The 12,477-nt window shown below is 63.8% G+C and carries 11 protein-coding genes; 6 read left to right on the top strand and 5 right to left on the bottom strand.

The genetic code is table 11. The features are described 5' to 3' along the window. Nucleotides 1–13 precede the first annotated feature (13 nt). Nucleotides 14–565 carry a MogA/MoaB family molybdenum cofactor biosynthesis protein gene (locus TX78_RS02015; protein WP_044493116.1) on the top strand — a complete coding sequence of 184 codons (552 nt, stop codon included), beginning with the start codon at nt 14–16 and terminating at the stop codon, nt 563–565. Between the two features lie 14 nt (nt 566–579). Here the strand turns inward: TX78_RS02015 and TX78_RS02010 are convergent, their stop codons facing one another. Next, nucleotides 580–1,188, bottom strand: coding sequence for a LysE/ArgO family amino acid transporter (locus tag TX78_RS02010; RefSeq protein WP_044493115.1), 609 nt, complete (start codon nt 1,186–1,188; stop codon nt 580–582). A 69-nt stretch (nt 1,189–1,257) separates the two neighbouring features. Between TX78_RS02010 and TX78_RS02005 the strand changes: the two genes are divergently transcribed. Then, nucleotides 1,258–2,124, top strand: a complete 867-nt coding sequence (locus TX78_RS02005) for a LysR family transcriptional regulator ArgP (protein ID WP_044493114.1) — start codon at nt 1,258–1,260, stop codon at nt 2,122–2,124. A 72-nt stretch (nt 2,125–2,196) separates the two neighbouring features. Here TX78_RS02005 and TX78_RS02000 read toward each other — a convergent pair whose 3' ends face one another. The 3 genes from TX78_RS02000 to TX78_RS01990 are packed head-to-tail and all read right to left on the bottom strand — an operon-like array spanning nt 2,197 to nt 4,647. After that, the gene (locus TX78_RS02000; RefSeq protein WP_049897316.1) at nt 2,197–2,640 is read right to left on the bottom strand and encodes a hypothetical protein; all 444 of its coding nucleotides are present in this window, start codon (nt 2,638–2,640) and stop codon (nt 2,197–2,199) included. Nucleotides 2,641–2,642: 2 nt separating this feature from the next. Continuing rightward, entirely contained in the window at nt 2,643–3,404 is a 762-nt protein-coding gene (gene dapB / locus TX78_RS01995; RefSeq protein ID WP_044493564.1) for a 4-hydroxy-tetrahydrodipicolinate reductase, read from the bottom strand. A 25-nt stretch (nt 3,405–3,429) separates the two neighbouring features. Further along, nucleotides 3,430–4,647, bottom strand: a complete 1,218-nt coding sequence (locus TX78_RS01990; protein ID WP_044493113.1) for a heparan-alpha-glucosaminide N-acetyltransferase domain-containing protein — start codon at nt 4,645–4,647, stop codon at nt 3,430–3,432. A gap of 19 nt (nt 4,648–4,666) precedes the next feature. On the opposite strand from TX78_RS01990, the gene dapA reads away from it, so the two are divergent. Both dapA and TX78_RS01980 read left to right on the top strand, forming a co-directional pair. Continuing rightward, entirely contained in the window at nt 4,667–5,653 is a 987-nt protein-coding gene (gene dapA / locus TX78_RS01985) for a 4-hydroxy-tetrahydrodipicolinate synthase (RefSeq protein ID WP_081652492.1), read from the top strand. A gap of 18 nt (nt 5,654–5,671) precedes the next feature. Beyond that, nucleotides 5,672–7,354, top strand: a complete 1,683-nt coding sequence (locus TX78_RS01980) for a ribonuclease J (protein ID WP_081652491.1) — start codon at nt 5,672–5,674, stop codon at nt 7,352–7,354. A 5-nt stretch (nt 7,355–7,359) separates the two neighbouring features. Here TX78_RS01980 and TX78_RS01975 read toward each other — a convergent pair whose 3' ends face one another. Then, on the bottom strand, nt 7,360–8,583 hold the full coding sequence (locus TX78_RS01975) for an amidohydrolase (RefSeq protein ID WP_081652490.1): 1,224 nt from the start codon (nt 8,581–8,583) through the stop codon (nt 7,360–7,362). 117 nt (nt 8,584–8,700) lie between these two features. On the opposite strand from TX78_RS01975, the gene TX78_RS01970 reads away from it, so the two are divergent. Further along, on the top strand, nt 8,701–11,802 hold the full coding sequence (locus TX78_RS01970; protein WP_044493110.1) for an FtsK/SpoIIIE family DNA translocase: 3,102 nt from the start codon (nt 8,701–8,703) through the stop codon (nt 11,800–11,802). A gap of 16 nt (nt 11,803–11,818) precedes the next feature. Next, nucleotides 11,819–12,433, top strand: a complete 615-nt coding sequence (gene pgsA, locus TX78_RS01965) for a CDP-diacylglycerol--glycerol-3-phosphate 3-phosphatidyltransferase (protein ID WP_267878911.1) — start codon at nt 11,819–11,821, stop codon at nt 12,431–12,433. Nucleotides 12,434–12,477 lie beyond the last annotated feature (44 nt).

Below are 12,477 nucleotides of genomic sequence, written 5' to 3'. Positions count from 1 at the left end.
TTAGGCTTGGGCTATGAGCGATGACACAGCGCAGGATGACACAGCGCAGCAGGTGCAGCAGCATTACGACGCTGACGCCCGGGTGATTGCCCCGGTGATTGTTTCTACTCGAGCCGCCACCGGCGAGCGCGAGGACCTCTCGGCGCCGATCATCGAAGAGTTCGCTCACGAGATCGGCTTCATATGCCGCCCTCCAGTGATCATCCCCGATGGCGAAGGTGTGCTCGCCGCGCTCTCGGAGCTGCTGGTGCAGGTGGCCCCGGCGGTCATCATCACCTCTGGCGGCACCGGGCTGACTCCGGATGACCTGACTCCTGAGTTCACCAAACCGATGCTGGATAAGGAGATCCCCGGCATTGTGGAGGCCGTCCGGGCACACGGCCGAGACCGCACTCCGCTTGCTGCGCTGAACCGGGGTGTGGCCGGAGTCAAGGAAGGCACAGTCATTGTGAACCTGCCGGGTTCCCCCACTGCCGTGCGCTATGGCATGGAAGTGCTCGTTGAGCTGCTGCCCGAGCTCTGTGATCAGGTCGCTGACATCCGTTCCTCCGACAGCTGGGGCTGAATTCACTCACCGCCTCAGGTCAGCAGTGCTGAGCCGAGGATGAGCGAGACTGCCAGAGCCGCCATCATCACGCCGATGCAGATATCGATCACCCGCCAGACGCCAGGTCGGTTGAGCACTGCCGAGAGTGCCCTCGCGCCGAAACCCAAGGCGGTAAACCACAGTACAGAGCCCGCCGCGGCACCGGAGGCGAAGATCCACCGGCCCTGCACGCCGTGCTGATTGGCAAGGCTGCCCAGCAGCACCACGGTGTCCAGATACACGTGGGGGTTCAAATACGTCAGCGCCGCAGCAGTGAGGACCACCGAGCCGCGGGAGCGGGGCGTCTGCTCCTGCAACGCAGTGGGTTTCCATGCCGCACGGAATGAGCGCACCGCCCACCACAGCAGATATCCCGCGCCCGCCCAGCGCAGAATCTCTAGAACCGCAGGGAAGGTTGCGACAAGCGCACCGATACCGGCAGTACCTGCGAAGATGAGCAGCACATCGCTGAGGATGCACAGGGCCACGACGGCGCCGACATGCTCCCGGCGCAGCCCTTGCCGAAGGATGAAGGCGTTCTGCGCCCCGATGGCGACGATCAGGGCCAATCCAGTCAGTGTCCCCATCCCAAAAATGCTCATAGCCTCACGCTAGGCAGACCGGGGCTATCAGACAAATGAATGCGACTGCTGCTGGATTAGCATTGCTTCATGAACCTGGACCAGTTGCGAACTCTGGCCGCCATCATCGACGAGGGTTCCTTTGAGGGCGCTGCATATCAGTTGCGGATCACCCAGTCTGCGGTCAGCCAGCGAGTCAAAGCCCTAGAGGCGCACGTCGGGCAGCTTCTGGTGCGCCGCGAATCACCGTGCTCAGTGACTGCTGCGGGATCGGCAATGCTCCGCCTGGCACGTCAAGTGCAGCTACTACAGGAAGAGACCTGGCAGGAGCTGAGCCCAGGACCTGCCGCCCGCACTATCACGCCACTGGCCGTCAACGCTGATTCTCTTGCCACATGGCTCTATCCAGTCCTGCGGTCAGCAGCCGGGTGGAGCGACATCACGCTTGATCTGCACGTGGAAGATCAGGATCACAGCAGCGCACTGCTGCGCACCGGCGAGGTCCTCGGAGCGATCACCGCAGAACCGCAACCCATCAACGGCTGCACAGTTGAACACCTGGGGGATATGCGCTACCTGCCGGTGGCGGACCCGCTGCTGGCTAAGCGGCACACCACAGCCGCAGGAGTGGACTGGGAGTCGATACCGGCGCTGCGGTTCAACAGCAAAGATGACTTACAGCATGACCTGCTGCGCAGCAAAGGGATCACCGCATCAGCGCCGGCGCACGTGATTCCCTCCTCGGAGGGATTTCTGGATGCGGTGCGCGCCGGCCTGGGCTGGGGCATGTTGCCTCAGATGCAGCTGGGTACCTTGATCAGCGATGGCTCGCTGGTGCTGCTGGAGGAGGGACTTCACCGCGACGTCGCCCTGTACTGGCAGACCTGGAATCTTGAATCCGCGCGGCTGACGCGAGTCACTCAGGCCATCCGCGAAGCCGCAGCTGACCTGCACTGACTCGGACTGCACTGACTCGGACTGCACTGAAACATCGGGCCGACGCGCAGGCCCGGGGGTCAGGTCCGGGGCTCAGCGAGCGGAGCGCTCCATCGCGATGGCCCTGCTCATCGATTTGCGTGCCCGTGACCGGTCACCGGCTACGTCATAGGCCACCGCCAGCCGGTACCAGGACCGCCAGTCCTGCGGAGCTGCCTCGACCTCAGCCTTATAGCGCTGGAACTGCGCGTCGGCCTGTTCGCGGTTGGGCCGTCCGCCCGGTGAGCGCTCCACAGTGTCTTCCGGCAGCGCATCCTCGGCCTGAAGAATCCGTCCCAACCGCTCGGTACGGAAGCCGAAGGCAATGGCGTGATACAGGAACCAGACGCCAATGGCCACCAGCAGCAGAGTGCCGATGCCCAGCGCGCGGGCAGCGGCGTCGTCGACTCTGAGGAAACGCCACGCACTGATGACCGCGCCGGTCATGACGATGCCCACCAGCACGATCATGACCCAGGTCCAGAACTTATCCCGCACCGCTACAGCCCCAAATCCAAGTAGCCATCAAGACCGTAGGTCAGCCCCGGCCGGGAGGCCGCGGTGCGCAGCCCCAACAGGACACCGGGCATGAAACTGGCGCGGTCGAAGGAATCGTGCCGGATGCTCAGCTGTTCCCCGGCAGACCCCAGCAGTACCTCCTGATGCGCTACAAGCCCGCGCAGCCGCACCGAATGAACATGGATATCCTCCACCACCGCCCCGCGGGCACCATCCAGCTGGGACTCGGTGGCATCGGGAGAAGGCGGCACGTGAAGCTCGCGGCGAGCGGCAGCCATCAACTCGGCAGTGCGCACCGCAGTGCCAGAAGGGGCATCGACCTTATTCGGATGGTGCAGCTCAATGATCTCCGCGGACTCGAAGTACTGGGCAGCTTTGGCCGCGAAGGCCGATGCCAGCACTGAACCCAGTGCAAAGTTCGGGGCGATGAGCACTGCCACCCCGGCGTGCTCGGTGAGCTTCTGTTCCAACCGCTGCAAACGCTGGGCGTCCCAGCCGGTGGTCCCCACCACCGCATGCAGCCCGTTCTCCACGGCGAAATGCACATTGGCCTCTGTGGAATCAGGCACCGTCAGATCAACGATGTGGGTAGCGCCGGCTTCCACTACCTGATCAAGTGAATCTCCGCGGCCCAGGGCTGCAACAAGCTGCATATCCGAGGCCGCCTCAACGGCCTTGACCGCCTCTGAACCCATCCGGCCCCCGGCTCCCAGGACCGCTACTGAAATCTGCTGCGCACTCATAGCCACCAGCCTATCGGTGAGTTGTCTATGGCCGCGGACCAGCCACTGCGGTACCGGCGGCATATGTGGCGGCCTCCAGCGGTCCGCGGCGTCCCAGCGCGGTCTTCAGCAGACCCAGCGCCAACGCCGCCACTACCAGGATCAGCAGCAGAGTCTCCGCGCTGAGATCATTCAGCACCGCGCCGTCGGGACGCCACAGATGCAGGATGACCAGATGCCCTGCATAGAGACTCAGCGGCATGGATCCGGCTCCGGCCAGGGGGCTCAGCAGCAGTTTGAACGGCCGGGCCAGCAGCAGGCAGAGCCCGAGCACAGCGGAAGCCACCCCAATACTGTGCAGCAGCTCCACCGGGGTCCCCTGATGCGGTGTGGACAGCAGGAACCACCGGGGATCAGTTACCAAGGGAAGCACATGATCCCCGGCGGTCAACGCACCCCGAACCCGGTCCTGGCTGTAGCCGGAGACTGCTGCCATATTGACCACGATGTCCGACTGCCACATGATCAGCCGGCCAATCAGCAGCATCACCCAGGCGGTGGCTGCGCCTGCCACGGTGAGCCAGACCGCCGTCGTGACACTTTTGAGGTTCAGCCGGCCGATGGCCATCCCGGCGAAGAAATACGCAGGCCAGATCAACAGCGGATAATAGCCGGTGACCAGTAGGTCCATGCCAAGCAGTGCAGGATCGGTCAGATCCAACGGGCTCGGGGAACTCCACAACCGGGCCGGATGGTCCAGCGGAGCCAGCGTCTCACGCAGCGCGTTCTGCCAGTACCAGTAGAGCAGCGGTCCGATCGCCACCCAAGCTGCGGCAATTGCAGCCAACGAGCGGGCTCCCAGGCGCAGAAACGGCAGCGCCAGAACGAACATCACGCCGTAGTGCACCAGAATGATCGCCACGCCTGAGGTCAGCAGCGAGAGAACCAGGCCTATCAGGATGATCAGCACCGCCCGCACCGCCACCACTTTGCGATCCCAGTTCAGCCGGTCACTGGAGCGCTCACCGGCGGACCCGCCGGTCAGCAGCGCTAGGCCGACGCCGGCCAGCACGGCGAAAAGCGCTGCGGAGCGTCCGGAAAAGAGCAGTCCGGCCCATGTCGCCTCCCCGGAAAAACCGGTGGTGGGAATCACGTGAACCGTCATCATCCCCAGCAGGGCCAGTCCACGGGCGGCATCAACGCCCCACAAGCGTCCTGCAGCGGAACGACGGCGGGCGGAAGAAGTTCGGGTGCGAGAGCTCACAAACGGTAGGCTACGTCCTATGGCAGCAGAGAATGAGGTGGCGCGCGACGACGTCCACGAGGCACCCCGCGAATTCGACCCCTACCTGGCAGAGGGGCAGGTTCAGCACCCTGACCAGACCGACCCGCATTTCGGTCACCTCATCACCGCCATGGTGACCCCATTCACTAAAGACGACCGCGTGGACTTCAAGGCCTTCGAAGCGCTGGCCGCGAAGCTGGTAGACGAGGGCAATGACGCCCTTGTGGTCTCCGGAACCACCGGTGAGACCTCCACATTGGAGGACTATGAGAAGGCCGATCTGGTCCGTGCGGCGAAATCCGCAGTAGGGGACCGGGCCAAGATCATCGCCGGCACCTCCACCAATCACACCAGCCACGATCTGGAGATGGCAGCCAAAGCCGAACGGGCCGGTGCCGATGGCCAGCTGGTGGTCACCCCCTATTACAACAAGCCCTCCCAGGACGGCGTGCTGGCCCACTACCGGGCAGTGGCAGATGCTGCTGACCTGCCGCTGATGATCTACGACATCCCCGGTCGTACTGGCATCCCGATCGCTACCGAGACCATCCTGAAGCTCGCTGAGCACCCGCGGATCATGTCGCTGAAGGACGCCAAGAACGACATCACCGCCACCACAGAGGTCCTCACCAAGACTGACCTCGAGGTCTACTCCGGTGATGACCAGAACGTGCTGGCCTGGATGGCCATGGGCGCTGCCGGTGTGGTTTCCGTGACCTCTCACGTGGCCAGCCCCACCTTCCGGCGGATGATCGACGCCGTGCTCGGCTATGACCTGAAGGAGGCCCGCATCGCCCATAGCGAGCTGGGGCCGGTGATCCGTGCACTGATGACCCGGGTGCAGGGTGCGGTGTCCTCCAAATTGGTCCTGAACTGGATGGGCTTCCCCATCAACACAGACGTTCGCCTGCCCCTGGTGCAGGCCAATGAGGCCGAGCAGCAGCTCGTCCTTGCCGACCTGCGAGAGGCAGGCTGGAAGCTCTAGAAAGGAACCCGTCACATAGTGGCACCTGAAACACTTCAGACCCCGCCCAAGCTCAAGAACGGCACGCTGAGGATCGTGCCGCTGGGCGGTCTCGGGGAGGTGGGCCGGAATATGGCCATCTTCGAGATCGACGGCAAAATCCTCATCGTTGACTGCGGCGTGCTCTTCCCCGAGGAAGAGCAGCCCGGCGTCGACCTCATCCTGCCTGACTTCAGTTACATCGAAGACCGGCTGGACGACGTCGTCGGCGTCGTACTCACCCACGGCCACGAGGACCATATCGGCGCAGTGCCCTATCTGCTGCGCAAGAAGCCGGATATTCCGGTGATCGGTTCCAAACTGACCCTGGCGCTGGTGGAGGCCAAACTGGCCGAGCACCGGATCAACGCCTATACGCTGACGGTGGCCGAGGGGGAAGTGGAGCGATTCGGCCCCTTCGAGCGTGAGTTCGTGGCGGTCAACCACTCCATCCCAGATGCCCTGGCAGTCTTCATCCGCACCGAGGCAGGCACAGTGCTGCACACCGGTGACTTCAAGATGGACCAGCTGCCGCTGGATGGGCGGATCACCGATCTGCGGCATTTCGCCCGGCTCGGCGAAGAGGGCGTGGACCTCTACATGTCCGACTCCACCAATGCCCATATCCCCGGGTTCACCACTCCTGAGAAGGAGATCGGACCGGTGATCGAGCAGGTCTTCGGCCGCGCTCAGCGCCGCATCATCGTGGCCAGCTTTGCCAGCCATATCCACCGCGTCCAGCAGGTGCTCGACGCCGCTGTGGCCCATGATCGCAAGGTCGCCTTTGTCGGCCGCTCTATGGTGCGCAATATGTCCATTGCCGCCAAGCTGGGCTACCTCAATGTGCCGGAGAACATCCTGGTGGACATCAAGAAGGTGGACCAGCTGCCCGATCACAAGGTGGTGCTGATGTCCACCGGATCCCAGGGTGAGCCGATGGCCGCCCTGTCCCGGATGGCCAATGGCGATCACCAGGTCCAGGTGGGGGAGGGGGACACCATCATCCTGGCCTCCTCACTGATCCCTGGTAACGAGAACTCGGTCTACCGGGTGATCAACGGACTGATGAAGCTCGGCGCCGACGTCATTCACAAGGACAATGCCAAGGTGCACGTCTCCGGACACGCCTCCGCGGGCGAGCTGCTTTACAGCTACAACATCCTCAAGCCGAAGAACGCCATGCCCGTCCACGGTGAAACCCGGCACCTGATCGCCAACGGCAAACTGGCCGAACAGACCGGTGTGCCGGCACAGAACGTGCTGCTGTGCGAGGACGGATCGGTGGTGGACCTTCGTGCCGGCACCGCCCGGGTGGTGGGGCAGATCGAGGCCGGCTACGTCTATGTGGACGGATCCTCCATCGGTGAGATCACCGACACCGATCTTAAGGATCGGCGTGTGTTGGGCGAAGAAGGCTTCATCTCCGTGGTGACCGTGGTGAACCGGCAGACCGGCAAGATCGTGGCCGGACCGGATATCCACGCACGTGGTGTCGCCGAGGAGGATGAGGTCTTCAAGGGCATCAAGCCCAAGATTGCCCAGGCTCTCACTGAGGCGATCCAGGAGAACAAAGAACACACCACCCACCAGCTCCAGCAGGTGGTTCGCCGCACTATCGGGGCATGGGTCAGCCGCAAGCTGCGGCGCAAGCCCATGATTGTCCCGGTGGTAGTCGAGACCTGAGCACCTCAGGCTCGATGAGACGCTAACCAGCGCAGGGCTGCCGCTGTCATGGCGTAAGTCCCTGCGCTGAGCGTAGGCTCCAGAAGCGGTGCGAAATACGGTGAGTGGTTCCCCGGTGGATTCACCACATCCGGCGCAGAGCTGCCGAAGAACCACAGCACACTGGGCACACCAGCGGCGCGGCCCAGCAGTCCGAAGTCCTCTGAACCCATCCGCGGGCGCTCCACAGTCACGTTCTCCTCGCCCAGGGCTTCTCCCAGGCTGGCGAAGACTTCGGCGGCGGCCTCGGCGTCGTTGACAGTGGCCGGAAGCTGAGCGTAATGCTCAATCTCCGGCTCCGGCGCACCTGAGGCCTGAGCCTCTGCTCGGATAATCCGGTGGATGGCGGCCAGCACCTGCTCGCGCACTGATTCGGTCAGGGTGCGCACATTCACCTGGAACTCCGCCTGCTCTGGGATGATGTTCTCCTTCACACCGCCCTGGAAGACACCGACGGTGACCACCGCCGCATCATGGGCATCCACCTCCCGGGAGACGATGGTCTGCAGGCGCAGCACCATAGCTGCCCCGAGCACAATGGGGTCAATGCCCAGATGAGGCCGCGAGCCATGGGCCTGTTTGCCGTAGACGGTGACCTTCAGCGAATCCAGAGCCGCCATCGCTGGGCCCATCGCCATGGTCACCGTGCCGGCCTCACCAGGGGAGACGTGCTGTCCCAGGACTACCTGCGGCTGCGGAACACGGTCCCAGAGCCGGTCATCGATCATCGCCTGAGCGCCCTGCCCGGTCTCTTCTCCGGGCTGAAAGACCAGCACCAGCGTTCCGCTCCAGCTGCTTCGGCAGCGCAGCAGCACCCGCAGGGCACCTAGCAGGGAAGCCACATGGGTATCGTGCCCGCAGCCGTGCATGACTGCGGTGGGTGTCCCGTTGGGCAGCACCCCGTGCTGCTGGGAGGCATACTCCAGGCCAGTCTTCTCCTCAATGGGCAGCCCGTCCATATCCGCTCGCATCGCCACCACTGGGCCTTCTCCGTTGTGCACCACTGCCACCACGCCGGTGTCAGCGCAGCGAAAGTGCTCAACATCGAGTTCGCTCAAGACCGTCTCTATCCGTGCGGCCGTCTGATGCTCCTGCATGCTGAGCTCTGGATGGGCGTGCAGTGTCCGGTAGAAGTCGTGGAGACGAATGCGCTCCTGATCAGTCATCTCGAATTCGCGCGGCAGTGCCATGGGATCCTTCTGCGTGGGTGATAGGGTCCTGTGCGCTATCGTACGGGGCGCAGATATGCGGACCGCTGCGGCGTGGAGTCCTACACATCGGGGGTGTCAGCGGCTAAGTTGGGGACCATGGCGACACGTACTTCCCCCTCGCGAGCCGTCGGATCGAAGAAGAGCTCCTCTTCCAAGGCTCGCGCGACGACGTCGAAAAACTCCTCAGCACAGCCCGAGGAGCGCGGCAACCTGCTCTTTGCAGCCCTGCGCGGCATCTGGCTGGCCCTGGCTACCCCGGTGGGCAGTTCAGTGCGCAGCGTCGGGCGGCAGGTGAAGATCCACCCTGATGACCGGCGCGACGGCGCGGGACTGGTCTTCTTCCTGCTGGCAGGTCTGACCGCTGTGGTCGACTGGTGGGGTGCCGCCAACTGGGACCACTGGATCTCTGCGGTGGTGCACCGCGCCACGGCCGGGACCTTCGGCTGGGCCTCGGTCATCCTGCCGCTGGTGCTGCTGATCACCGCTGTGCGCTACTTTCGAACCCCGCAGGAGCACGAAGCCAACGGCCGCGTCGCCATCGGCCTGAGCATCGTCCTGGCTTCTGCTGCTGGTCTGTCCCACCTTGCCGGCGGGATGCCCACTATTAACGAAATGTTCGAGGCCGGAGACACCGGGGGCTTCGCTAACCTGCTGACCTCCGGCGGGATCCTGGGCTACCTGGTCGCGGCCCCCATCGCCTCGCTCATCACTCAGTATCCGGTGTGGATCTTCTTGAGCCTGACCCTGGCAGCTGGTCTGCTGGTGCTCACCGACACCCCTGTGCGACGCATCCCGGAGCGGATTGCCGTGGCCCGCAATTACGTCATCGGCGAGGCCAGCCAACCGCAGTACCGGGACTACGAAGACCTGCCCTCCGGTGGGGAATCCCAGCAGCGTCAGGCTGAGGATGAACCTGCCCCGCGCCCGCGTCGGGCCAAGAAAGCTGCCGTTGAGCCGGAAGAGTCCGGAACTTCGCTGCTGGCCAAGATCGCCACTGGTGGCCTGGCCGGGAAGAAGAACGACGACGCCCGGGCCGCCACCCAGCCCACCGAGGTCTTTGATATCGACACCCACGCCAGTGGATCCGGTGAAGGTGAAGCCGATGCTGCCGCCGAGGGCGCGTATGAAAGTTCGGTGCTCACCGAGCCTGCGGCAGAAACCGCCGAGACCAAGGCGGCACCGCGACTGCGCCCGGGTGTGAAGCGCCCCACGAAGCAGGAACAGGAGATCGCCGAGATCAAGCGCGCCGCAGGTGTCGCTGAGCCGGAGGAAGAACCGGAGCGCTCTGCTGCTGCGCCTGTTTCTACACCCAAGCCGGTTTCCACGCCGGAGGCACCGGCAGCACCTACGGATTTCCCCGCCCGCAGCGAACAGCTGGAGCTCTCCGGGGACGTCACCTACACCCTGCCGGATCAGTCCATGCTGCCGGCAGGCCCGCCGCCTAAGGAGCATTCCGAGGCCAATGCGGAGATCGTCGAAGCGCTGGACAACACCTTCCAGCAGTTCAAGGTCGATGCCGAGGTCACCGGATTCTCCCGTGGACCCACTGTGACCCGGTACGAGATCGAGGTGGCACCGGGCACCAAGGTGGAGAAAGTTACTAACCTGGAGAAGAACATCTCCTATGCGGTGAAGAGCCCCGAGGTTCGTATTCTCAGCCCTATTCCGGGCAAATCCGCCATCGGCATCGAGATCCCCAACCGGGACAAAGAGGTGGTATCCCTAGGGGATGTGCTGCGTTCCAACGCTGCGCGCAAGACCGAGCACCCCATGGTGATGGGTGTGGGCAAGGACGTCGAGGGCGGCTACGTAGTGGCCAACCTCGCCAAGATGCCGCATCTGCTGGTTGCCGGCGCCACCGGTGCTGGTAAGTCTGCGTTCATCAACTCCATGGTGACCTCGGTGCTGATGCGGGCCACCCCGGATGAGGTCCGCATGGTCATGGTGGACCCCAAACGTGTGGAACTGACCGCCTATGAGGGCATCCCTCACCTGATCACCCCCATCATCACCAACCCCAAGAAGGCCGCAGAGGCCCTGGAGTGGGTGGTCAAAGAGATGGACAACCGCTACGACGATCTGGCCCACTTCGGCTATAAGCACGTCGATGACTTCAACAAGGCGGTGCGAGCAGGCAAGATTCAGCTGCCCCCGGACTCCAAGCGGGTGCTGCGCCCCTACCCCTACCTGCTGGTGATCGTGGATGAGCTGGCAGATCTGATGATGGTGGCCCCGCGCGACGTCGAGGATTCGATCGTCCGCATCACTCAGCTGGCCCGCGCTGCCGGCATCCACCTGGTGCTGGCTACCCAGCGCCCCTCCGTCAATGTGGTCACCGGCCTGATTAAGGCCAATGTGCCCTCCCGGATGGCCTTCGCCACCTCATCGGCAACTGATTCGCGCGTGGTGCTGGACTCCGTGGGTGCGGAGAAGCTGCTCGGCCAGGGCGACGCGCTCTTCCTGCCCATGGGCATGTCCAAGCCGATGCGCGTCCAGGGCGCCTGGGTCAATGAGTCGGAAGTGCACGCCGTCGTCGACCATGTGAAGTCCCAGCTCAAGGCCCAGTACCGCGAGGATGTGGTGCCCAAGGAGACTGCGCGCAAGAAGGAGATCGACGAGGATATCGGCGATGATCTCGAGCTGTTGCTGGCGGCCACCGAACTGGTGGTCACCACCCAGTTCGGCTCAACCTCCATGCTGCAGCGCAAACTGCGCGTTGGTTTCGCCAAGGCTGGTCGCCTCATGGACCTCATGGAGTCCCGCGGCGTGGTCGGCCCCTCCGAAGGATCCAAGGCCCGCGACGTGCTGGTCACCCCGGAGGAGCTGCCGGAGGTGCTTGCCACTATCAAGGGGGAGGGGCCATCGTCCGCCGAGGATGATGCCGAAGCCCCCTATGAGCATGATGTGGTCAAACGCGAACCCGGCCGCTCGGTGCCTGCCGAGAAGCCCGCGCAGGCTGACCAGGAGTACAGCCAGGACTACAGCCCGGCGCAGAGCAGCAGCCCGTCAGCAGCCGAACCCGACGCCGAGTCCGGAGCGGAGTACAGCACTGCGCAGAACCCGCAGCAGGACTGGGGGGAGGACCTCATCGCCAGGGATATGGCCGCTCGGACTGCTGGGCTGCCCCAGGCGCAGGAGTACTATGACGGTCACGAGAACACCAGCTCTGAAGATGCCTGGCAGCTGACCGGACGATAAGGACATTGACTCCCACGTGACCACACCTCAGCAAGCTCCCCTGTGGAACATCGCCAATATTCTCACCATGGTGCGCATCGCGCTGGTACCGGTTTTTATCTGGTTCCTGCTCCTTGACACTGCCGGTACTGAAGAAGCCTTCGCCGCGGAGAACGGCCCGTGGCGCTGGGCTGCAGCCGGTGTCTTCGCTGCGGCGATGATCACCGACAAGATCGACGGCGACTTAGCGCGGGCGAGAAATCTGGTCACCGACTTCGGCAAAATCGCTGATCCCATCGCCGATAAGCTGCTGATCGGTGCAGGTTTGGTGATGCTCTCGCTCTTGGGTGAGCTGCACTGGTGGGTCACCATCGTGATCTTGGTACGCGAAATCAGTGTGACGGTGCTGCGGATGGCCGTTATTCGTTACGGGGTCATGCCGGCATCACGGGGCGGGAAGCTGAAGACAGTGCTGCAGTCTGCAGGCCTGCAGCTGATGTTGCTGCCGCTTGTGGTTATTGCCCCCTGGCTGGCCGATATTGCGTTCTGGATCATGGATCTGGCCGCTGTGGTGACCGTGGTGACCGGCGTTGACTATCTGATCTCGGCGCTGCGGATGCGGGCGGCTGCGCTACGTTCCCGTGGCGACTGACTCCGCGTCGACGTCGCTGACGTTCTCAGCAACTGTGCGGACTT

Origin of the sequence: Nesterenkonia massiliensis (assembly GCF_000455245.1) — a bacterium.
Lineage (GTDB): Bacteria > Actinomycetota > Actinomycetes > Actinomycetales > Micrococcaceae > Nesterenkonia > Nesterenkonia rhizosphaerae.
This window is presented reverse-complemented; position numbering and strand designations above follow the sequence as displayed.

Coding starts and splice junctions, on each gene's coding strand:
- TX78_RS02010 (WP_044493115.1), bottom strand. CDS start 1,188: ATGAGCATTTTTGGGATGGGGACACTGACTGGATTGGCCCTGATCGTC.
- dapB (WP_044493564.1), bottom strand. CDS start 3,404: ATGAGTGCGCAGCAGATTTCAGTAGCGGTCCTGGGAGCCGGGGGCCGG.
- TX78_RS02005 (WP_044493114.1), top strand. CDS start 1,258: ATGAACCTGGACCAGTTGCGAACTCTGGCCGCCATCATCGACGAGGGT.
- TX78_RS02015 (WP_044493116.1), top strand. CDS start 14: ATGAGCGATGACACAGCGCAGGATGACACAGCGCAGCAGGTGCAGCAG.
- dapA (WP_081652492.1), top strand. CDS start 4,667: ATGGCAGCAGAGAATGAGGTGGCGCGCGACGACGTCCACGAGGCACCC.
- TX78_RS01975 (WP_081652490.1), bottom strand. CDS start 8,583: ATGGCACTGCCGCGCGAATTCGAGATGACTGATCAGGAGCGCATTCGT.
- TX78_RS01970 (WP_044493110.1), top strand. CDS start 8,701: ATGGCGACACGTACTTCCCCCTCGCGAGCCGTCGGATCGAAGAAGAGC.